Raw genomic sequence first — 20929 nt, 5'->3', positions numbered from 1 at the left:
ATTTAACCCGCGCAGGCGGGTTTCGTCTGTATAGAAGCGATTTCAATCGCCGAGTTTCCCAACCCGCCCAGGCGGGTTTCGTCTGTATAGCAGCGATTTCAATCGCCGAGTTTCCCAACCCGCGCAGGCGGGTTTTGTCTGTATAGCAGCGATTTCAATCGCCGAGTTTCCCCAACCCGCGCAGGCGGGTTTTGTTTGTATAGAAGCGATTTCAATCGCCGAGTTTTCCTAATAACTAATAACTATGAATTATGACGAATCTGACTCACCACCAGCGGGTGTAGCTGAGGGCGAGTCTTTAACAATAGAACAGGCGATCGCAAATTTGCACTCCCAAGACTACAGTCTGCGGTATTATGCTGCTTGGTGGGTGGGTCGATTTCGAGTCAAGGAACCGGCAGCGATCGCAGCTTTAATTGCCGCCTTGCAAGAAGAATCAGAACAAACAAAAATAGGCGACTATTCCCTACTGCGAAATGCGGCGCGGGCACTGGGTAAATTGGGCGACAAACAAGCGTTGCCGGCCCTGATTCGCTGTTTGGAATGCGCGGATTATTACGTGCGGGAAGCGGCAGCTCAAGCTCTAGAAATGCTGGGCGATCGCGATTCCATTCCACCGCTGATGCAACTCTTAGATGGGAGTGTAGCTGGGGCCGTGCGAGTTCCGGGAAAATCGCACCTCGTGCAGCCTTACGACTCGGTAATTGAAGCTTTGGGTACGCTGCAAGCGACACAAGCTATACCGCTAATTTCACCTTTTTTAGAGCATTCTGTGGAGCGGGTGCAGTACGCTGCGGCGCGAGCGATGTATCAGTTGACTGGCGATCGCACTTACGGAGATCGGTTGGTGACAGCTTTGAATGGGGATAATTTGCAGTTGAGGCGATCGGCTTTGATGGACTTGGGGGCGATCGGCTATTTACCCGCAGCGCCCGCTATTGCTGAAACTTTAGCAGAAAATAGCATGAAATTAATTGCGCTAAAAGGAGTTTTGGAGCATCACCTCGATCGACAAGCATCACTATCTTTGTCCGATGAAGCTATCCAAGTTATGAATTTAATGGATAGTTTACTTTAAAAAAAATTAGTTTTTAATTGAAATAGGATTGCTCTAGCGATTCTCAATTGTCAGGCGTATATTTAGGACGCAGCAGTGCTGTGTCCCTACCCCCTATCTGTATTTCAGGCAGTTGAGAACTACTATTCACTCCCTTTTATTCGGGTGAACCGATGGCTGATGATTTGATGGAATAAGAAACGAGGCTTTAGGTACGAATTTTTATAAATTTCAGTAAAAATACTGAGGTTTATAGCTGTTGTTGTTGAAATAGCTCGTGTTAAAATAATATTACAATCTGCATAAGTCTTCAGTTAAAAAAAATTGGTTTTGACTTCGGGCGATCGCGGAATGCTGGGAGATGGTTGTGTAGCAGCTAGAAGTATAAATCGGGGGATTCACCATGAGCAAAGATCCTTTTGAAGTCCAGGTACAACATTTTGCAGCGCTTAAGTTCAAGTATCAAGCAACAAAATATGAAGATTCATCTCCTTCTAGTCTTCTGTATCTCATTCTGCGAAAAGCTGATTTAGAATTTGAAATTACTAAATTTGAGTGGAATTGGTTACAAGAGCATGAGCTTTTGGAAACAAGAAAAGCTATCGAGCAAGAGCCACAACGTAAGAAGGAAGAACCCAAAAAACTAGATGCTAAATTTTCTCAACTCAAGTCTAAGTTCAAAGTAACCAGAGGGGTACCCATGTCCAGTGCTTTGTATCCTATCCTTTGGAAACTTGAATCAGAAAATCAGCTAACTAACTTAGAAGTTAAATATCTCCAACAAGTACACGGGCTTACTGAAACAGTTGCTATCGTTGAAGATATGGCGCGATTTGCTGCACTAAAGGCTAAGTACCAAGCAACTGAATATCCAAATTGTTCGCTTGATAGCCCCTTGTATCAGATTCTCAAGCAACTGGATGCACGACAAATATTAAGTGATGTAGAGGCTAACTGGCTGTTCAACAACCAACTGGTTGATACTCTAGAAATTTTTTGGCAACAAAAAGCTGTACGGGAAGCTGAGTTTGCCCAACTCAAGGATAAGTACAAAGCTAGTGAATACCCAGAAACATCTGTCTCTAATCCGCTCTATCAAATCCTGAAAAAGCTGAAGTGGGATCTACAGTTGAGCGAGTCAGAACTTAACTGGCTGGAAGAGCATCAACTGAGCGAAACGCTTAGCATTGTTTTGGAGATTGAACAGACACGACACTTTGCTGAACTGAAAGTTAAGTATAAAGCTAATCAATCGGAGGATGTATCACGTTCTAGCCATCTGTATAAAGTTCTCAAGAAAATTGATGCAGACAATCATCTAGGTGAGCAGGATATTAATTTTCTCAAAAAACGTAAACTAACTGAGACAATAACTCTTGCGCTTGACAAATTTGCTGCTACTCTCAAGTCCAAAATTCAATCGGGAGAGCCGTTGAGTGAGGCTGATATTGATTGGTTACAAAAGAATGGACGTGAAGATGTAATTACTTTTGCCGAGAAAACTAGATTTGCTGCTCTGAAGTCTAAGTATGAGGTCTCGGACTATAAAGATAAGACACCTTCTAGTCGATTGTACGCAATTCTGCAAAAGCTGGATAAAGGAGAGCGACTGGAACCAACAGATGTTGGTTGGCTTGAGGAGAATAAAATTGAAGCATCTCAACCCAGCTATAGCTATTATGGGTGGCAGGAAGAACGCCGATATCAAGGGCAGAGACTGTTCTCTGGCAAGATTTTTACAGCTTACCACAAAATCGAAGCACTTTTCTATGAACAGGAGTACAAGAATACTGGCAATAAATGGAACTTGCCTAATGCCAGCAGTCATTGGCGCAAGGCAGATGAACCGAAAAGTGCATTGAAGGTGACAGAAAATCTGGACTTCGACAAAATTAAAGAAAATAAGCTCAAGTCAGCTTTGCTAACAACTAGGGGCGGTGCTTTTCGAGATATTCATAAACTAGATGATGCTGAAAAGTGCGCGCTAAAAGCTATTGAGTATCAGCCTCAGAGTCATCATCCTTACACTTTGATGGGAGCTATTTGTTTTGAGCGGGGTGAATTTTTAGAGGGCGAACGTTGGTTTAACGAGGCAATTAAACGCGGTGCTTCACCCAGAGATCAGGATGCGGAAATGAAGCGGGTTGTCAAAAATGCTAAGGATGAGAAGCGTCGGGAAGTTGTGGAATATCTGCTGAAAAAAGATCCGCAGCGCTATGCTTGGGCTAAGGCTTATAGGAAGCGCCAGGGCGGTGAGGATGCACAGCGCAAGAATTCCTAGCGCAGGTATGGAGTCGAGTTTTTGGCGGATTCGACTCTTTAACCAAGATTGTCCTATTTCGAGTATGGTAAGCTTTTTAAGTCCATCGCCGCGCCTTACCCATCCTGCAAAAAGTTCGATCGCGCGATCGAGCCAACCTACAATTACAATAGTCACGGTAAATTGTATAAATAAATGGCATTAGAACTAATTCGCGCCGTCGAACAAGCAGATTCTTCCGAAGGCTTGTTAAACGCAGTCAAAGCACTGGCGGCGGCTGACTCAAAAGAAGCAATTCCTACCTTAATTACAGTGCTCGGCTACAACAACCCAGGTGCCGCCGTGGCCGCCGTTGACGGGCTGATTCAACTCGGAGAACCTGCGGTGCTGCCGCTGCTAGAACAGCTTGACGGCTACAATTACGGAGCGAGAGCTTGGGCTGTTCGGGCTTTGGCGGGAATTGGCGATCCCAGAGGTTTAGAGATTTTGCTGGATGCGGCGGCGAATGACTTTGCTTTGAGCGTGCGGCGGGCGGCGGCTAGGGGTTTGGGGACGATTTCCTGGGAACTTATGCCGGCACAACAAATTGCAGATGCTCAACTTCGCACTGTGAAAACGCTGCTGCAAGCGTCCCGAGATCCGGAATGGGTGGTTCGCTACGCAGCGGCGGGAGGTTTGCAAGCTTTGGCTGGTGCTGCGGCTGTTAAACCGGATTGGTTAGCGGAAGTTTCGGCAAAACTTGAGGAAATAGCCGAAAGCGACGAAACTTTGGCAGTTAGAGCCCGGGCTTTGCTTGCTAAGGAAAAATTTTCACTTGGCTAGGGTTTGGGCGATCGTCTCTTCCAAGTCCCTTTGTGTGAGAGTGGTTAATATAAAGACTTCTTGTACGGTTTTACCCTGTCGGGCAATGATTTTAAATCCCCCGCGAATGGGTACTGACACTCTTAATGTCATGTGGGGGATGTGTCCTTTAACTTTGTTAATGACGCCTGGGGTAACGGTTTGAATGCCCATTCTGAGAGTCAGGCGCTCTAAAATTGGTATCAAACCTGGAAGGTGAGTAGAGTGATTCCAAACTAGGCGGCCTTTGGGTTGTGGGTTCATGACTTTTTTACCAAATCAACATACCCAGTCTAAGTCACCTCCGGCTGGAACCAATTTGACATTCCCTCAATTTATGTATCAGTAAGGTTACTGCGGGCGTCATTGGGAGCAAAGCGATGCAATCTCAAAGCGAGATTTTTGATTTCTCGCGCGCAAGCTGAGATTTGAGCGCGCGGAATTCTCTTGTACTTTTTGATATTTTGGGTTGGTAAGTGTCGGTTTTTCTAGTTGAGTTGCGATCGCCCGGAGGATTTCTCTGACACTGCAAGGTTTCTTGAGATAGCCGTCTGCTTTGAGTTCCAGGGCTGTTTCCATTTCCGAGGCTGTCATGAAAATAAACGGAATCCTGGCGGTGGCAGGGTGCGATCGCAAAATCGCGAAAACTTCAAAGCCGTTGACTTGGGGCATCATGACATCAGACAAGATTAGATCGGGAATTTGGGCGATCGCTAACTCGACACCAAGTTTTCCGTTTTCGGCGCCGACAGCTTCAAAATCGCCCAAGTTCAGAATTTCTAAAACGGTTTCTCGGATTAAGTTATTGTCTTCAATTACTAATATTTTTGGCATTTGTTTGGTCTGGCTGTTTATTTTGTTTGTATTTCTATGTGATAATTTTCCCAGATGGCTGTTAATAAATTCAATAGGGTTATTGCAAAAAACCGTTTTTTATGGGTTAAGTGCTCTCTCGTCTCCGCTGGTATCGCAAGTGTTAAAAATCTCCGGTAAAACTCTGCCATTGAAACCGTTAGAGAGTCAAAGTCTCCTCCCATCAGAGGGAGACTAAAGAATCAAGACGATACTAAAACCGTAATTAGTATCATTTGTTACACTACATCTAGGTTCTATAAAAATTGTTAAGCCGCGCGGCTGATTCAATTTTTTTTTACCCAATCCTGGTTTACTACCCCGCGAACATCGAGTATCTCAGTTTTGTAAAAAAATACAAAACTGAGATGCTCCGACTACTGAACGCTGATTTCTCTCCTCTCTCTATTCAACAATAGAGGGGTTTTTAACCCGGATTTTGCAGTAAGTTATCGTGCATTTAAATTGTATATTTTGAGAACCGAACAACAATCGTCAAATCCTGTACTTATCGGACTCTGAATTACCATACACAATCTAGATGCACAACAGCTTAATCGGCTCGATCGGGGTTCGCGTTAGCCGTGCAGCGCCGAAGATAATCGTTGAATTGCTCTTGTTCTTCGCTGCTAAAGTCGGACAAGATTTGTGCTTCAATCTCATTGGCAATACGATCGCCCTCGCGCAGCAATGCTTCACCACTCGGGGTAATGTAGCTTTCGACCGATCGACCCCGCGAAGGTGCGCGGCGAAAAATTAGCCCTCCTTGTTCCAAACGTTGCAACATGGTTGCTACCGCTTGGGGACTCACGCGGGCAAAGCGGGCGATGTCCGCACCGTTTGCCCCCGGATGTTCCCGCAAAATTCGCAGCGTGTCCCACTGCGGCCCGCTCAGCCCGTAGGCCGAGAGCCTTGTCTCGAAAGCAGCGTTAACTGCCCAGTAGCTTTGCAGAAAATTGATGATTGTGGACTGATGGGAGGATTGATTCACTTCGACTTCGTGCTTGAGGCAAGCTGTGACGGGCATTTATCTTACATTCTGACTTTTTTTGCACAAAGTTTGTGATTGCGCTTGCATATATCAATATATTGATATAACATATTGAATATCAACATATTGAGATGCGTTGAGATCCTGTTGTGGCTGCATTTGGCGCGCAGTTGCCGCCTGAGGATTTCTCGCAACTAGAATCCACATGAACCTTAACTTACTATCAAAGTCAAGTCGATCGACGATCGCCCCAATCTTAGCCGCGATTGCGATTACAGGCGGAGGGGCTTTCTATGCAATCCAGCAGTTTGGGCCGACGAGTAAACCCTCTGAATTAGCACCGACGCTTCCGATCCCGAAGCAAGTTGTGACTTTGGGGCGTTTGGAACCGGTGGGCGAAGTAATTCGCGTGTCGGTACCGGCGGTGATGAGCAACGATCGCATATCTCAACTGCTGGTGCAGCGGGGCGATCGGGTTGAGGCAGATCGGGCGATCGCTGTTATGGACTCGCGCGATCGGCTCGAAGATGAAGTGCAACAAGCCAAAGAACAAGTTAATATCGCTCGCGCAAAGCTAGCTCAAGTTAAAGCAGGAGCGAAACCGGGCGAAATCGCAGCGCGGCGGGCAACGGTTTCTCGCTTGCAAGCAGAACTTGCAGGACAAATTAGCGCTCAGCGAGCCGAAATTGCTCGTTTGACGTCTCAATTGCAAGGGGAAAGTACGGCTCAGCAAGCGGCGGTTTCTCGCTTGCGAGCCGAATTACAAGGGCAAAAACAAGCTTTGAAGGCAACAGTCGATCGAGTGGGGGCCGAAAGACAAAATGCTCGATCGGAGTTGCAGCGCTACGAATCGCTGTACCGAGAAGGCGCTGTTTCTAGTCAGGAAGTCGATCGCAAACGCCTGAGTGCGGAAACTTCGGTTCAACAATTTTTGGAAAGTCAAGCAAATCGATCGAGGGCGATCGCAACTTTAGAACAACAAATTAACGAAGCCAAAGCCAACCGAGACAAAACAATTGCAACTTTGGCAGAACAAATTAACGAAGCCAAAGCAACGCTTTCACAAACAGCAGAAGTTCGCTTCACCGACGTACAAGCAGCAGCAGCAGAAGTTAGCAACGCTCGCGCCTCTCTCAAACGCGCTGAAACTTCCTTAACAAAAGCCTACATCCGCACTCCCGCAGCAGGTCGCATTCTCGAAATTTACGCCAAACCGGGAGAAGTTGTTGGCTCAAAAGGTATCGCCGATTTGGGCCAAACCGATCGAATGCAAGTAGTTGCAGAAGTCTATCAAACTGATATCAGCAAAATTCGCACGGGTCAAAAAGTTATTATTACCAGTCAATCATTCAGTGGTGAAATATCTGGAATAGTTCGACAAATAGGGCTGCAAGTTACTCAGCAAGAAATTAGCAGCAATACACCTGGAGAGAATTTAGACCGTCGAGTAGTAGAAGTCAGAATTACCCTGAATGCTGAAGGTAGTAAACGAGTGGCAAATTTGACTAATTTGCAAGTTCAGGTAGCCATTAATTTTTAGCTTTGCCATGAATGTCAACTCATCAACTTTAACAAAAATGCTGAAACTATTTCGCAGAACACCCCTCGCATGGCTTCAGGTCAAACGAGAAAAACAGCGACTTGCTGTAGCCTTGGCAGGAATTGCTTTTGCTGATGTCTTGATGTTTGTTCAACTCGGACTCAATGATACACTCTACGAATCTGCCGCCAGCATTCAAAACTTATTGCACGGCGATTTATTCCTGATTAACCCCATATCTGAAACCGTAGTAGCACTAAAATCTTTTCCCAAAGAACGGCTATATCAAGCAGCAGGATTTGAGGCAGTCAAATCAATTAACCACGTATACATGGGCAGTTCTCAATGGCAAAATCCCGAACAAAAAAAACAGGAGCGTATAGTTTTAACTATTGGATTAGATCCAGCAAGATCGGCATTTAACTTGCCAGAAGTGAATCAGCAAACCGATCGAATTAAACCTTTAGATCGAGTGCTTTTTGACCGAGCTAGCCGCGCTGAATTTGGAGATATTACCAGTCTTTTCAAGCAATCCAATCCGCTCTCCGTACAAGTTAATGACAGACAGCTATGGGTTACAGGATTATTTAATCTTGGAGTATCCTTTGGGGCCAGCGGTACTATGTTTGTCAGTGATTCTACCTTTTTACGTCTATTTCCCGATCGCAGATCCGATCGAATAGATGTCGGTTTAATCGAATTACAGCCGGGGGTGAACCTCAAGCAACTGCAAGCAGCACTGCGAAACCATTTGCCAGCCGATGTTTTGGTGCTGACACGCACTGAATTTGGCGATCGCGAAAAGAAATATTGGTCTAGCAGTACCCCAACTGGCTTTATTTTTGGATTTGGAACAGTGATTGGTTTTATTGTCGGGATTGTGATTGTTTATCAGATTCTCTATTCCGACGTATCCGATCATTTGCCCGAATACGCTACGCTAAAAGCGATGGGATACAGCGATTCTTACTTAGTTGGTATCTTGATTCAAGAATCTTTGATTCTAGCATTTTTGGGTTTTATACCGGGGTTTATTCTTTCATCGGGATTGTATGTGATTGCTGGAATTGCTACCCTATTGCCGATTGGTATGACTTTGAATCGAGCTATTTTAGTGCTGGCTTTAACTATTGTCATGTGTACCGTTTCTGGTACTGTTGCTATGAGCAAATTGCAGGGAGCCGATCCGGCTGATATTTTTTGAAATATTGCCACCATCAAAGTATTGGGAGCATCTCAGTTTTGCAAGAAGCATTTTTAAAGAGCGGACTGAAGTCCGCACTACGAACCCTTTTTTTGAGCGGGCAGCACTGTAAATGCTTGCACTGAGATGCTCCCAAAGTATTTGTATGTAAAAGTTAATTTTTCCGCTTACTTAAACCTGAATTGCCAGCTACAAAATGACTTGTAAATCAATGTATCTTTCCTGAGATTTGTCGTAAATATGCAAAAGTTAAGTTCGTCAAATTCTGTCAATATAGCCATATCAAATCAACCTGTAATTTCTGCTTGCAACCTAAATCACTACTTCGGCGATGGAGAACTTCGGAAACAGGTTTTGTTTGAAATTAATCTCGATATCAATCCAGGTGAAATTGTGATTATGACCGGGCCTTCTGGTTCGGGAAAAACAACTTTACTAACGTTGATGGGAGGTTTGCGATCGGCACAATCTGGTAGCCTGAAAATTCTGGAACAGGAAATTTGCGGTGCAAGCAAGCAGCAAATGATGTATTTGCGGAGGCAGATAGGTTATATTTTTCAGGCACATAACTTGCTGACTTTTTTAACTGCGAAGCAGAACGTCCGAATGTCTCTGGAATTGCACGAAGATCGCCTGGGAGAAGATATCGATCGAATGTCTGCTAATATTCTTGAAGAAGTTGGGCTGGGACATCGAATTGATTACTATGCGGACAATCTTTCTGGAGGACAAAAACAGCGCGTAGCCATTGCCAGGGCTTTGGTAAGTCGTCCCAAGATTATTTTAGCTGATGAACCAACTGCTGCACTTGATAAAAAGTCGGGTCGAGATGTGGTAGAAATGATGCAAAAGCTGGCTAAGCAACAGGGTTGCACAATTTTGTTAGTAACGCACGATAACCGGATTTTAGATATTGCCGATCGCATTGTTCTGATGGAAGATGGTCGTCTGACCAAAGATAATGCTTTGTAACGTTACTATTCACAATTTTCGGGCGATCGGGTAGAATACAGCTTAATACCGTTCAGTTAAGGCCAATCGCCCCTAACCCCTCTTAAAAAGGGTGGGACAAGAACTTGCTCAAAGTCCCCTACTACCAACGGTATTTAGGGGATATCCGGGGGAGCAACAGTGTTAAATGAACTTTATTGAAATATAACTTGGTGTATCGCGATTTTTTGAGGAATAAGGATATGTCAGAATTTTTAGACTTTCTCAGACATCAGTTTGCCTATGTTGCAATTGGCGAATTTAAATCAGGAAAATTCAAAGAAGCAAAAGAACTTTTTGAAAAAGCCGTTGCAACTTACGCTACAGGTTTTAAGGGAGCATACCTGCTACAATTGCCGAATACAGACAAAGGTATTGCCATCATTTTTTGGGAAAGCGTAGAAGAGATGGCCGCCAATCAAAGCGAAGTTTACCAGCAAATATTGAAGCAGATGACGCCTTTGTTTTCTAAAATTCCTGACGCTGATGTTTATGAAATTGTCAGTGAAATCAAGCCGAAAAATGGATGATTAAAAATTCGGCAATCGGCGCGTCATTCCCATGCCCATCGGCGTCTTGCGCCCGACTCCGCTGTAAAGCGCAAAATCTGCTAAAGCATTAATTTGCTTGACAGCAAGCGGATTGACATCTCCCATAATTCGGTAACTAACCTCGCCGACGCAACCAATAAATTTACTGCGAGAATCCGTACAAACTTCGGTGCGGATATCGAAGAAACTGGGAAAAATAGCTTCTGTGAAAGTAGGTTCGATCGCAATTTCGCTATACTTGTTCCAACGATTTGCCAAACTGCCAAACACACTTTCTCTACTTGGCATCGCACTATCGTACACGCCTTGCCGAAAATTAGTAGGAGTGCAGAAGGTAAACGCAATTTGGCGCTCAGTTTCCGAAGCTTTGTCAAACAATTCGGCGTAACTGGAAAAGTTTACCCACGGCTGGTTTGCAGTGGGTTGGCTGACAATGTTAGTCACGTACAAATCTGTCGGGCCCAGATGCCACGGGCGCTCGAAGTTGAGTTTCTGCCACAGTTGAGTTAGGCGATCGAACAAACCGTCATCCAGCAGAGAAATTCGCCACCAAATCGCTGTATTTTCCCCAATTGCTTGCTTGTGTTCCCACTGTAGGGCCTGGGAAATTGTGCGCGCAGCCGGAGGCAAAACTCTCTTTTGTGGCTGTGGGTTGCTAGTTTTGTAAGTCTCTTTTCTGCTTACTTGGAAAGGGCTTAATGTGAAAGCTTTTTCGTTTGATTGGTCGTGCAGGTACGCGCTCAAATCGCTGTCTACAGCACTCACAAGGTTGAGAAATAAGGCGTGGAGATGCCGTCCCGTTAAAAATTGGGATGGGATTGGTGCAACTGGCAGTAGGTTTAAAATCAGGCTGTGAGGCATCTTTTAATTATATAGCTTTTTTCAAAAAAATAAGTTAGGATTTTAGATTTTAAATTTAAGATTTGTATCTATTCACGATGGTTTATGGTAAGGGCAAGCTAGAAAATATTGCGAAGATTCAATATCCGCCGCTCGCAGTAACTTCTGTAGCAGAATACATTGGTCAAGTAGGATTTTTGCAAGAATCATTTTTTAAAGAACGGACTGAAGTCCGCACGTGCGTTCCTTTTTTGAGCGGGGCATCACTGTAAATGCAAAACTGAGATGCTCCCTTATAACTGAGGTCTTGCACCATTCCCAATTAGCTTTTTAGGAACGGGCTAGAAGCCCATTCCACAAGAAATCCATTCTTTGTGGAACAGGCATCTTGTCTGTTATTCAGAATGGTACAAGATGTGAGATTATAATCGACTTCAAACCCTAGTCAACCATTTTGAATAGACAGAAATTGCATTATCTCCAAAATACCCTGAAATTATCTGCGCTCATCTGTGTCTACCTGCCTGATATTTGGGGTCGATCTAAGCAGATGGGTGAAAAAAAATCTTGGTATGTAACAATTTGATCGATCGCAAATGACAAGCAGATCCACACAGATCAAGGCAGATAATTTCCTCTCATAATCTATGAAACCACGCAGCTCTGACACTTTTCTCGTTAAAGCAACCCTGCTGCTAGTCAGCACCCTAACCGTGATGGCAGGAGCCACGATCGCCCCTTCCCTCCCAGCAATGCGGCAGCACTTTTCGGCTGTTCCTAATGCCGATTATTGGGTGAGATTGGTGTTGACAGCCCCAGCTTTGTTTATTGCGATCGGTGCGCCCATTGCCGGAATTGCGATCGATCGCTTTGGACGCAAAGGCTTGCTGGGTTTATCAGTGTTTCTCTACGGCCTCGCAGGTGGCTCTGGGTTTCTGTTGGATCGAATTGGGCTAATTTTGCTGGGACGGATGCTCCTGGGCTTCAGCGTGGCCGGTATAATGACGACTGCAACCACGCTGATTGCTGATTATTACATCGGTGCGGCTCGCGCACAATTCCTGGGATTGCAAGCAGCTTTCATGGGGTTCGGCGGCATGATTTTTCTCACTTTGGGCGGCTATTTGGCCGATCGCAATTGGCGGCAACCGTTTCTAATTTACCTGATGGCGTGGTTGATTCTGCCATTAATTTTGCTGGTACTTCCCAAAGGCGATCGCCATCAAGATGCTGTTCAACAAACCGGTGCGATCGCCTCTGAGCCAGTCCCGCGGACGCTGCTACTGACAACCTACGGTATTGCAGTGCTTACTCAAATCGTGTTTTACCGAAAAATTGGGTATAAAGCCCCGTCCTTCGCTTGACGGCTTTCTCTTGATTTCTCTTTGAATTTCTCTTCTTCTGAGATAAAATACCAGCATGAAAACCCTGAAGTTTAAGCTGTATCAAAATAAGCGGAATAGATTTCTCAAACGGTCAATTAACGCCGCCGGAGTTATCTACAACCACTGTATTGCCCTACATAAAAGGTACTACAGAATGTGGGGAAAACACTTAAACTGCTCCAAACTTCAGGCTCATCTAGCCAAACTGCGGAAGCGTAAACCCTTTTGGCAAATAGTAGGCTCTCAAGCAGTGCAGGATATCTGTCAACGCATTGAGAAAGCCTACCAACTATTTTTCAAGCAACATAAAAAGGGGGTAAGACCACCGGGATTCAAAAAAGTTAGAAGATACAAATCCTTCACCCTCAAGCAAGCAGGATACAAATTTCTCTTAGGCAATAGAGTTAGGATTGGAAATCAGGTTTATCAGTATTGGAACTCTAGAGAAATAGAAGGAACAGTCAAAACCTTAACCATTAAGCGCACACCCCTAGGGGAATTATTTATGATGGTGGTTGTTGACCAAGAAATAAGAGAACCCAAAATCAAATCCGAGACGAGTAGAATCGCTGGATTTGATTTTGGCTTGAAAACCTTTCTGACTATTTCAGATGGAACCAAGATTGAATCCCCCCAATTCCTCAAGCAATCCCTAAACCAGATTAAGCAAGCTAGTCGTCAGCACTCAAGGAAAGTCAAAGGTTCAAATAATCGAGAGAAGGCTAGAAAGAATTTAGTTCGTAAGTATGAAGATGTTTCAAATCACCGTACTGACTGGTTCTGGAAACTAGCCCATCACCTGACAGATAAATTTGATATCCTGTGTTTTGAGACTTTGAGCTTGAAAGGAATGCAAAGGTTATGGGGTAGGAAGATATCAGATTTAGCTTTGGGAGAATTTCTCCAGATTTTAGAATGGGTTGCCCAGAAGAAAGGAAAACTCATTGTTTTTATAGATCGATGGTATCCATCTAGCAAAACCTGTTCTTCCTGTGGTCATGTTCTAGAAAATCTGGATTTATCAGTCAGAGAATGGCGTTGTCCATCTTGTCAGTCTGTGAATGGACGAGATGAAAATGCTGCTAGAAATATTTGTGCGGTTGGGGCATCGACCGCTAAGTTAGGTGATGTTAGACAGGTTTTGCCTGCCATTGCTGTTTGACCTTAGAATCCCCGTGCGTTTACGCCGGGGAGTATGTCAAATGATTCCAGTGCAGATTCCGTTTTATCTTCAGCAGTTAATGGGTGCTAATGCTTCTCAAAGTGGATTGGCGATCGCCCTTGCTACCCTCGCTACTTCGATCAGCGCCCTGAGTTATCAACGCCTGAAAGCTCGTTTCACCTTCACGAACATTTATGCGATCGCCTTTGGGTTGATGGGGATTGGTTATCTGGTGATTAGTTGGGCTCGCACCTATGAGATAGTTTTGATTGGTTTGGCGATCGCTGGTTTAGGTGTCGGGTTACTGATGCCAAATATGAACGTATGTTTGACCTCATCAACTCCCGCATCTCTGCGAGGGCGAATTTTGGGCGGACTTACCACTAGCTTTTTCCTAGGTCAATTTATTTCACCGTTTGTGAGTCAACCATTGAGCCAATGGGTAAGTTTAGGTACAACTTATGGTCTAGCAGGTGGATTGATGCTCGCAACCGCAGCAATCACTTTAGGAGTCATGTTCCGGTAGTTTCTAGGCTGTGTATGGCGGGTCGATCGACTGCTCATTTTTTGGGAATTTTGATGCCAACCAAAACTTTTAAAAGTTATTTTTGTAACAATTTTATTCCGATGCTTTCCTGGATATTCTTAAGATTATGGGTCTATCTTTGTGCAAGCAAATATATGTGTAGGGGCGAAGCATGACCGCAGTAAATATGAGATTATAACTAATAATTTATATGCGGTCATGCTTCGCCCTCTTCAAAACCCAGATGCACCCAAAAATATCTGCGTCGCTCTGCCTGATATCTGCCAATACGGTTAACTTAAGAACAATCTGACTTGCAAAAAATGCCTGTATTGCCTATCAAATCGCGCTCGGAAATTCGTCAAAAAGCGTTAAGTTAACCGTATTGGGATATCAGCGGTTTACCAGCTTTCAAAGAAGCGTGCAATCAGTCTCTTAATTGAAATTAAAATTGCCATGTAAAATCATAGTTTTCTGCTGTTTCGCTGGTTCTCGCTTCCGATCGTGGACGATCGCTCGAATGCCATACTTCGACAACATTTGATTGAGCTAAAGCAAGTGATTGTGGCTTTGTTCAACCCACACCTAGTAAAATTAGGTTCCCGATATACTATACTATTGGCGTAGCATATTCGCCAGAATCCCCACATGATACCTGTAGCCTGGTTGGTGTCGGGATGGATCGGCGAATTGGTTAGTTTCGCTATATCATACTTGTAGCCAAGTTGGTGTATCCGATGTCACTGTTTTAACTCATTTCTTGAAGAGGTTTTTATGAATAGAGTAGAAGGGAAAGTTGCGGTTGTCACAGGTGGCGCTTCGGGAATTGGTCGGGCGACTTGTCTGTTGCTGGCGAAAGAAGGAGCCTGTGTAGCGGTAACGGATATAGCTGAGAAGGAAGGCAGAGGTTTGGTAGAAGAGATTACCGAAAAAGGCGGAAAAGCAGAATACTGGCATCTAAATGTTACACAAGAAGCGAGCGTTAAACAGGTGGTGTCTGAAGTTCGAGAAAAGTGGGGAAAAATTGACATTTTAGTGAACAATGCAGGGATTGTTGGTATCAATAAACCCACCCACGAAATCGCCGAAGATGAATGGAATTCGTTGATGGCAATAAATGTAAATGGTGTTTTTCTCTGTACTAAACACGTTGTGATTTCGATGCTAGAAACGGGAGGTGGCAGCATTATTAATTTGTCTTCTGTTTACGGATTGGTTGGCGGCCCGGATATGCCTCCTTATCATGCCTCAAAGGGAGCAGTGCGGTTGATGAGCAAAACAGATGCGCTATTGTATGCCAAAAATAAGATTCGGGTTAATTCAGTTCATCCGGCATTTATCTGGACACCGCTGGTAGAGAAGTTGTTGGCCGAACAAGGTGATGTGACTGAAGGACGGAAAATTCTTGATAGCTTACATCCGGTGGGACACGTGGGTGAACCTGATGATGTTGCTTACGGTATTCTTTATCTGGCATCGGATGAATCGAAGTTTGTTACTGGTTCTGAATTGGTAATTGATGGGGGTTATACCGCTCATTGATAGTTGATAGTTGACAGTTGACAGTTGACAGTTGACAGTTGATAGTTGACAGTTGATAGTTGATAGTTGACAGTTGACAGTTGCACAGTTGATAGTTGACAGTTGATAGTTGCACAGTATGGAAATCAGACCGTTTCCTCAACTTTTTTGCTTGAGATTAGAACTGATATCATGTCCGGTAGATTAGCATAACAAAAACGGTTCGTAGTGCGGAATGCGAGTCCGCTCTTATTCTGCGGACTGGGTGCATCTGGTTTTTGAAGAGGGCGAAGCATGACCGCATATAAGTTATTAGTTATCATCTCATATTGACTGCGGTCATGCTTCGCCCCTACGGATATATTCGCTTGCATTGAGATGCACCTTGCGGACTAAAGTCCGCACTACGAACCTTGCTTTTATTCTACTGACTAAAGTCCGCACTACGAACCTTATAGCATTGGGTGCGCGGCACGCACCCTAATTTTAGTGTGCTGTGAAGTTTTAGGCGATCGTGATTTCGGGCGATAAATAAACGTCTTGAATGGCGTTGAACAATTTTACGCCTTCTTCAAAGGGACGCTGAAAAGTTTTGCGGCCGGAAATTAAGCCGCAGCCCCCAGCGCGTTTGTTGATTACCGCCGTGCGAATTGCTTCGGCAAAATCGGTTTTTCCCGAAGCACCGCCGGAGTTGATTAAACCCATCCTTCCTGCATAACAGTTGAGCGCTTGATAGCGCGTTAGATCGATCGGGTGATCCGTCGTCAAATCTGAATACACCCGGCTGTCGGTTTTGCCGTAACTCTTGCCGCTGGCTTTAGCAACTGCTGCGTAGCCGTTGTTAAATTCGGGCAACTTCTGCTTGATGATGTCAGCTTGAATTGTGACTCCCAAGTGATTTGCTTGCCCGGTCAAATCTCCTGCTAAGTGATAATCTTTGTCTTGTTTGAAGATATCGTTGCGGAGGTAACACCACAAAATTGTTGCCATTCCGTACTCGTGGGCGTGAGCAAAAGCTTGACTGACTTCTTGGATTTGCCTGGTCGATTCTGGGGAACCAAAGTAAATTGTGGCTCCGACTGCAACGGCTCCCAAATTCCAAGCTTGTTCGACGGAAGCAAACATTATTTGGTCGGCTTGATTGGGATAAGTCAGCAGTTCGTTGTGATTTAGTTTGAGAATGAAAGGGATTTTGTGTGCGTATTTACGAGATACGCTTCCTAACACTCCGAGAGTTGTCGCGACAGCATTGCATCCTGCGGAGATTGCTAGTCTGATGATGTTTTCGCTGTCAAAATAGATGGGATTTGGTGCAAAAGAAGCGGCCGCTGAGTGTTCGATTCCTTGGTCTACTGGCAGGATTGATAAATAGCCGGTATTTGCCAAGCGTCCGCTAGAATAAAGTTGCTGGAGCGATCGCAAAACTTGAGGAGAGCGATCGGTTTGAGCGAAAATGCGATCGACCCAATCCGGGCCCGGCAGGTGCAACAAATCTTTAGAAATTTTCGCTTGATGGGTGAGCAAGTCTTCGGCTTCGTCGCCAAGCCAAGATTCGATCGCACTGGGAACTGATAGTGTAGCTGTCATGCAGATTTACCCTCTCAATTTCAATGGCAGGCTGTTGACATCCTCACCGAGCTGAAGCCACGGTGATTCCCAAACCTCACGATTTGAGTTTCTGTTTCATAGCAACTGCCTCTACCCACAAGGAGTTTTATGGCCTTACATTCGCTCCACAGACTAACCCCGCTAGCCCAGCGGTTTTATGTGTCGAAAACCTAAAAGGAATTCTGTCTACTGTGCGTGATTCTAGGGATGTTTACCATTGCCCCGTCCTCTTTTCCCGGTCTACCGATTTTTCTGCCCCGTTGCGAACAATCGCAAACTTTGGTGTTAGGGTTTATGTCTCCATCGACGGACAGTGGGTCGTAACCACTTTAATTATACCAAAAATATCGATGTAAAGGCGTCCTCAAAGGACGGGGTTTCTACCCAAATTTTTGATGATTGCAGACATTAGCCTTGCTGATATTGTAACTGAAAAATCTTTTTTTCCATCCTGGCAACGATCGCCTGAATTTTTAACAAGATTAGCGACAACAGCAACTAGGACGCGCTACTCTGTAATAAGCCGGCAGTTCAGCTTTCCTCGCTGTTGCCTGCGATCGCCGATCGATACACCACTCCTCCATCACAATGTCACACACTTACTTTGATTCTGAAAACAGCCACAAATCCTTCGAGATGCCCGGTGCAAAGCCCCACTACAACCCCGATCGACCCGGACAAGTAGAGCATATTTTCCTCGATTTAGTGCTCGATATTCCCAAACAAAGTTTTCGCGGCACTTGCAGCATCCGCATAAATCCAGTCCGCAGCGGTATTGACAAATTAACCTTAGATGCTGTCAACCTGAACATTAAATCTGTCAAAGTCGGGGAAACCGAGCAAAATTTCGACAGCGACGGCGAAGTGCTGCAAATTCAACTGCACGAACCAACAACAGCTTACGAACCGATTACAATTGCGATCGCGTACTCGGTCGAAAAACCCCAGCGCGGCCTCTATTTCGTCGGGCCAGACAAACACTATCCCGACAAACCAACACAAGTTTGGACTCAGGGCGAAGACGAAGATTCCCGCTTCTGGTTTCCCTGTTTCGACTATCCCGGACAACTCGCAACTTCCGAAATTCGAGTGCAAGTTCCCCGGCAATATTTTGCAATATCCAACGGCGAATTAGTGAGCAGCAGAAACGACGGCGACGATAAGATTTATCACTGGTCGCAAACTCAGGTACATCCGACTTATTTAATGACCTTAGCTGTCGGAGATTTTGCCGAAATTAAAGACGAATGGAACGGCAAACCAGTTAATTATTACGTCGAAAAAGGTCGCGAAGCAGACGGTAAGCGCAGCATGGGCAAAACGCCGAAAATGATTGAATTTTTCTCTAAAGCATTTGGCTATCCTTACCCTTTTCCTAAATACGCTCAAGTCTGCGTCGATGATTTCATCTTCGGCGGCATGGAAAATACTTCGACAACTTTGCTAACAGATAGGTGCTTGTTAGACGAACGCGCCAGCCTCGACAATCGCGGTACGGAAAGCTTGGTCGCCCACGAATTGGCTCACCAATGGTTCGGCGATTTAGTAGTAATTAAACATTGGTCTCATGCTTGGATCAAAGAAGGCATGGCTTCCTATTGTGAGGTGTTGTGGACTGACCAAGAATACGGCAAAGAAGATGCGGCTTATTATATGTTAGGTGAAGCCCGCAATTATTTAGCTGAAGACAGTTCTCGCTACCGCCGCCCGATGGTGACTCACGTTTACCGCGAAGCGATCGAATTGTACGATCGCCATTTGTACGAAAAAGGCGCTTGCGTCTATCACATGATTCGCGCCGAGTTGGGCGACGAACTATTTTACAAAGCAATTCACACTTTTGTGCGCGATAACGCTCACCAAACTGTGGAAACGATCGATTTGCTCAGGGCGATCGAAAAAGCGACCGGCCGCAATCTGATGTTTTTGTTTGACCAGTACGTTTATCGCGGCGGTCATCCAGATTACAAAGTTGCTTATTCCTGGGACGGCGACAGCAAATTAGCCAAAGTTACTGTTACTCAAACTCAAGTTAAAGATGGCAAAAATGGTAACGGTAACAGTAAAGATGTTTTTGACCTGAAAATTCCGATCGGCTTCGGCTACAAACCGGAAAAAGATGCAGACGAGCGAAGTTCTGCTAACCTAAAAACTTTCACTGTTCGAGTTTACGAACGCGAGCAAAGTTTCTATTTCCCCCTAGAAAAGAAGCCCGCATTTATCAGTTTTGATGTTGGCAATCAATACCTAAAAACAGTTGTTTTAGAGTATGGAGTTGCCGAACTTAAAGCTCAGTTGCAGTTCGATCCAGACCCGGTTTCCCGGATTTACGCCGCCCACGCTTTGGCGAAAAAGGGAGGATTGGAATCTGTGAAAGCGCTGTCAGAAGTTCTCAAAAAAGAGCCGTTTTGGGCGGTGCGGGCCGAAGTTGCGGGTCAGTTAGTTGATATTAAACTAGACCAAGCTTTTGATGGTTTAGTAATTGGTTTGAAGGATAAAGATGCTCGGGTGCGCCGCGCTGTGGTGAATGCGCTGGGTAAAATTAAGACTCACGAGACTTATAAGGCGCTGAGGTCGATCGTTGAAAGAGGCGATGACAGCTATTATGTAGAAGCGGCCGCAGCGAGTGCTATGGGTGCGATCGCAGGGGCGAATCCCGACGAAAAACCCACGGACGAACAGGTACTGAAAGAGTTAAAATTGGTTTTGAAAGAGCGTGAGGGTTGGAATGAGGTTGTGCGATCGGGTGCTATTTCCGGTTTGGCGCAAATGAAAACTTCTGAAGATGCGCTGAACCTGATTTTGAAATACACAGCCGCCGGTACTCCGCAAGCTTTGCGCTTGGCTGCAATTCGCTCTTTGGGGACAATTTCTACAGGTCAAACTAAGCTCAATTTAGAACGGATTTTGCACCGATTGGCTGAACTTTCTAAAGAGACGTTTTTCTTGACTCAAGTATCTGTAGTTGTGGGTTTAGGACAGATGGAAACTCGCAAAGCTATTCGCATTTTGCGTTCTTTGGCCGACCAAACTCCTGACGGCCGCGTCCGCCGCATGGCTGATGAAGCTGTGCAAAGAGTGCAGAAAAATGCTGGTTCCGATGCAGCGGTGAAGCAGTTGCGGGTGGAATTGGACGAGGTGAAGAAGGAGAATCAAGATTTGAGGAGTCGGATGGAAAATTTGGAGGCTAAGGCGAAGAAAGATTAGGCTTTTTTGTAGGGTAAGGTGCGCTGCGGCGCACCGAACGGAATCACTAGCATCGATCTGGCGATCGCAAATGTGGCAGTTGTCTAGTAGGGGTAAGGTGCGCAATGCGCACCCTACACATACAGGTTATTTGTCAAATCATAGAAAAATAAATAGGGTTATATTGTAAAGTTGCAAATAAAAAATGCTGTGTCCATAACACAAAATTCTAATTTTTAATGAAGCCAAGTAAATATTTTATAAAGCAGAGATAATATAGTTAATTGTAGGGTGTGTGACGGCGATAAATCTTTCAATCAAAACCAGAAAAATATGTACAGTCACGCACCGCCCCAGTAGCGATCTAATTTTAACAAAAAATTCCGATACAATTAATGTTGTATTTATTGATAAAA

17 protein-coding genes are annotated in these 20929 nt (G+C 44.9%); 12 read left to right on the top strand and 5 right to left on the bottom strand.

All coding sequences use genetic code 11. From position 1 onward, the window contains the following. Positions 1 to 244: 244 nt before the first annotated feature. The 3 genes from JGK39_RS24550 to JGK39_RS24540 all read left to right on the top strand — a co-directional run bounded on the left by JGK39_RS24550 (position 245) and on the right by JGK39_RS24540 (position 4139). Positions 245 to 1078: a HEAT repeat domain-containing protein gene (locus JGK39_RS24550; protein WP_293248864.1), complete on the top strand. Its 834-nt coding sequence runs from the start codon at positions 245 to 247 to the stop codon at positions 1076 to 1078. Between the two features lie 382 nt (positions 1079 to 1460). Continuing rightward, positions 1461 to 3338: a hypothetical protein gene (locus tag JGK39_RS24545; RefSeq protein ID WP_293248861.1), complete on the top strand. Its 1878-nt coding sequence runs from the start codon at positions 1461 to 1463 to the stop codon at positions 3336 to 3338. Between the two features lie 174 nt (positions 3339 to 3512). Further along, positions 3513 to 4139, top strand: coding sequence for a HEAT repeat domain-containing protein (locus JGK39_RS24540; protein ID WP_293248858.1), 627 nt, complete (start codon positions 3513 to 3515; stop codon positions 4137 to 4139). On the opposite strand, the gene JGK39_RS24535 is transcribed toward JGK39_RS24540, so the two are convergent. The 3 genes from JGK39_RS24535 to JGK39_RS24525 form a co-directional block, all read right to left on the bottom strand. Next, positions 4128 to 4421: a DUF2103 domain-containing protein gene (locus JGK39_RS24535; protein WP_293248855.1), complete on the bottom strand. Its 294-nt coding sequence runs from the start codon at positions 4419 to 4421 to the stop codon at positions 4128 to 4130. The two genes, JGK39_RS24540 and JGK39_RS24535, sit on opposite strands and share 12 nt — an antisense overlap. A 99-nt stretch (positions 4422 to 4520) precedes the next feature. After that, positions 4521 to 4991, bottom strand: a complete 471-nt coding sequence (locus JGK39_RS24530; RefSeq protein ID WP_293248852.1) for a response regulator — start codon at positions 4989 to 4991, stop codon at positions 4521 to 4523. A 571-nt stretch (positions 4992 to 5562) separates the two neighbouring features. Beyond that, on the bottom strand, positions 5563 to 6036 hold the full coding sequence (locus JGK39_RS24525) for a MarR family transcriptional regulator (RefSeq protein ID WP_293248849.1): 474 nt from the start codon (positions 6034 to 6036) through the stop codon (positions 5563 to 5565). Positions 6037 to 6205: 169 nt separating this feature from the next. Between JGK39_RS24525 and JGK39_RS24520 the strand changes: the two genes are divergently transcribed. The 4 genes from JGK39_RS24520 to JGK39_RS24505 all read left to right on the top strand — a co-directional run bounded on the left by JGK39_RS24520 (position 6206) and on the right by JGK39_RS24505 (position 10264). Continuing rightward, positions 6206 to 7540, top strand: a complete 1335-nt coding sequence (locus tag JGK39_RS24520) for an HlyD family efflux transporter periplasmic adaptor subunit (RefSeq protein WP_293305012.1) — start codon at positions 6206 to 6208, stop codon at positions 7538 to 7540. A gap of 37 nt (positions 7541 to 7577) precedes the next feature. Next, entirely contained in the window at positions 7578 to 8744 is a 1167-nt protein-coding gene (gene devC / locus JGK39_RS24515) for an ABC transporter permease DevC (protein WP_293248843.1), read from the top strand. A gap of 240 nt (positions 8745 to 8984) precedes the next feature. Further along, complete coding sequence (locus tag JGK39_RS24510) at positions 8985 to 9716, top strand: DevA family ABC transporter ATP-binding protein (protein ID WP_293248840.1); 732 nt, start codon at positions 8985 to 8987, stop codon at positions 9714 to 9716. Positions 9717 to 9937: 221 nt separating this feature from the next. Beyond that, complete coding sequence (locus tag JGK39_RS24505) at positions 9938 to 10264, top strand: antibiotic biosynthesis monooxygenase (protein WP_293248837.1); 327 nt, start codon at positions 9938 to 9940, stop codon at positions 10262 to 10264. Here the strand turns inward: JGK39_RS24505 and cas6 are convergent, their stop codons facing one another. Beyond that, positions 10265 to 11146: a CRISPR-associated endoribonuclease Cas6 gene (gene cas6 / locus JGK39_RS24500; RefSeq protein WP_293248834.1), complete on the bottom strand. Its 882-nt coding sequence runs from the start codon at positions 11144 to 11146 to the stop codon at positions 10265 to 10267. 626 nt (positions 11147 to 11772) lie between these two features. On the opposite strand from cas6, the gene JGK39_RS24495 reads away from it, so the two are divergent. From JGK39_RS24495 to JGK39_RS24480, 4 genes are all read left to right on the top strand, one after another. Then, a complete protein-coding gene (locus tag JGK39_RS24495) occupies positions 11773 to 12489 on the top strand; it encodes an MFS transporter (protein WP_293248831.1) in 717 nt (238 codons plus the stop codon). A gap of 55 nt (positions 12490 to 12544) precedes the next feature. Beyond that, entirely contained in the window at positions 12545 to 13672 is a 1128-nt protein-coding gene (locus tag JGK39_RS24490) for a transposase (RefSeq protein WP_293248828.1), read from the top strand. Between the two features lie 40 nt (positions 13673 to 13712). Next, positions 13713 to 14198 (top strand): MFS transporter, encoded by a 486-nt coding sequence (locus JGK39_RS24485; RefSeq protein WP_293189847.1) that lies wholly within the window; start codon positions 13713 to 13715, stop codon positions 14196 to 14198. A gap of 774 nt (positions 14199 to 14972) precedes the next feature. Beyond that, complete coding sequence (locus JGK39_RS24480; protein WP_293248825.1) at positions 14973 to 15740, top strand: glucose 1-dehydrogenase; 768 nt, start codon at positions 14973 to 14975, stop codon at positions 15738 to 15740. A gap of 483 nt (positions 15741 to 16223) precedes the next feature. On the opposite strand, the gene JGK39_RS24475 is transcribed toward JGK39_RS24480, so the two are convergent. Further along, on the bottom strand, positions 16224 to 17306 hold the full coding sequence (locus JGK39_RS24475) for a class I fructose-bisphosphate aldolase (RefSeq protein WP_293248822.1): 1083 nt from the start codon (positions 17304 to 17306) through the stop codon (positions 16224 to 16226). 609 nt (positions 17307 to 17915) lie between these two features. Here JGK39_RS24475 and JGK39_RS24470 point away from each other — a divergent pair. After that, positions 17916 to 20534, top strand: a complete 2619-nt coding sequence (locus JGK39_RS24470) for a M1 family metallopeptidase (protein ID WP_293297686.1) — start codon at positions 17916 to 17918, stop codon at positions 20532 to 20534. The last annotated feature ends 395 nt before the right edge of the window (positions 20535 to 20929 follow it).

Source organism: Microcoleus sp. PH2017_12_PCY_D_A, from assembly GCF_020738565.1.
In the GTDB taxonomy this organism is placed as follows: domain Bacteria; phylum Cyanobacteriota; class Cyanobacteriia; order Cyanobacteriales; family Microcoleaceae; genus Microcoleus.
This window is presented reverse-complemented; position numbering and strand designations above follow the sequence as displayed.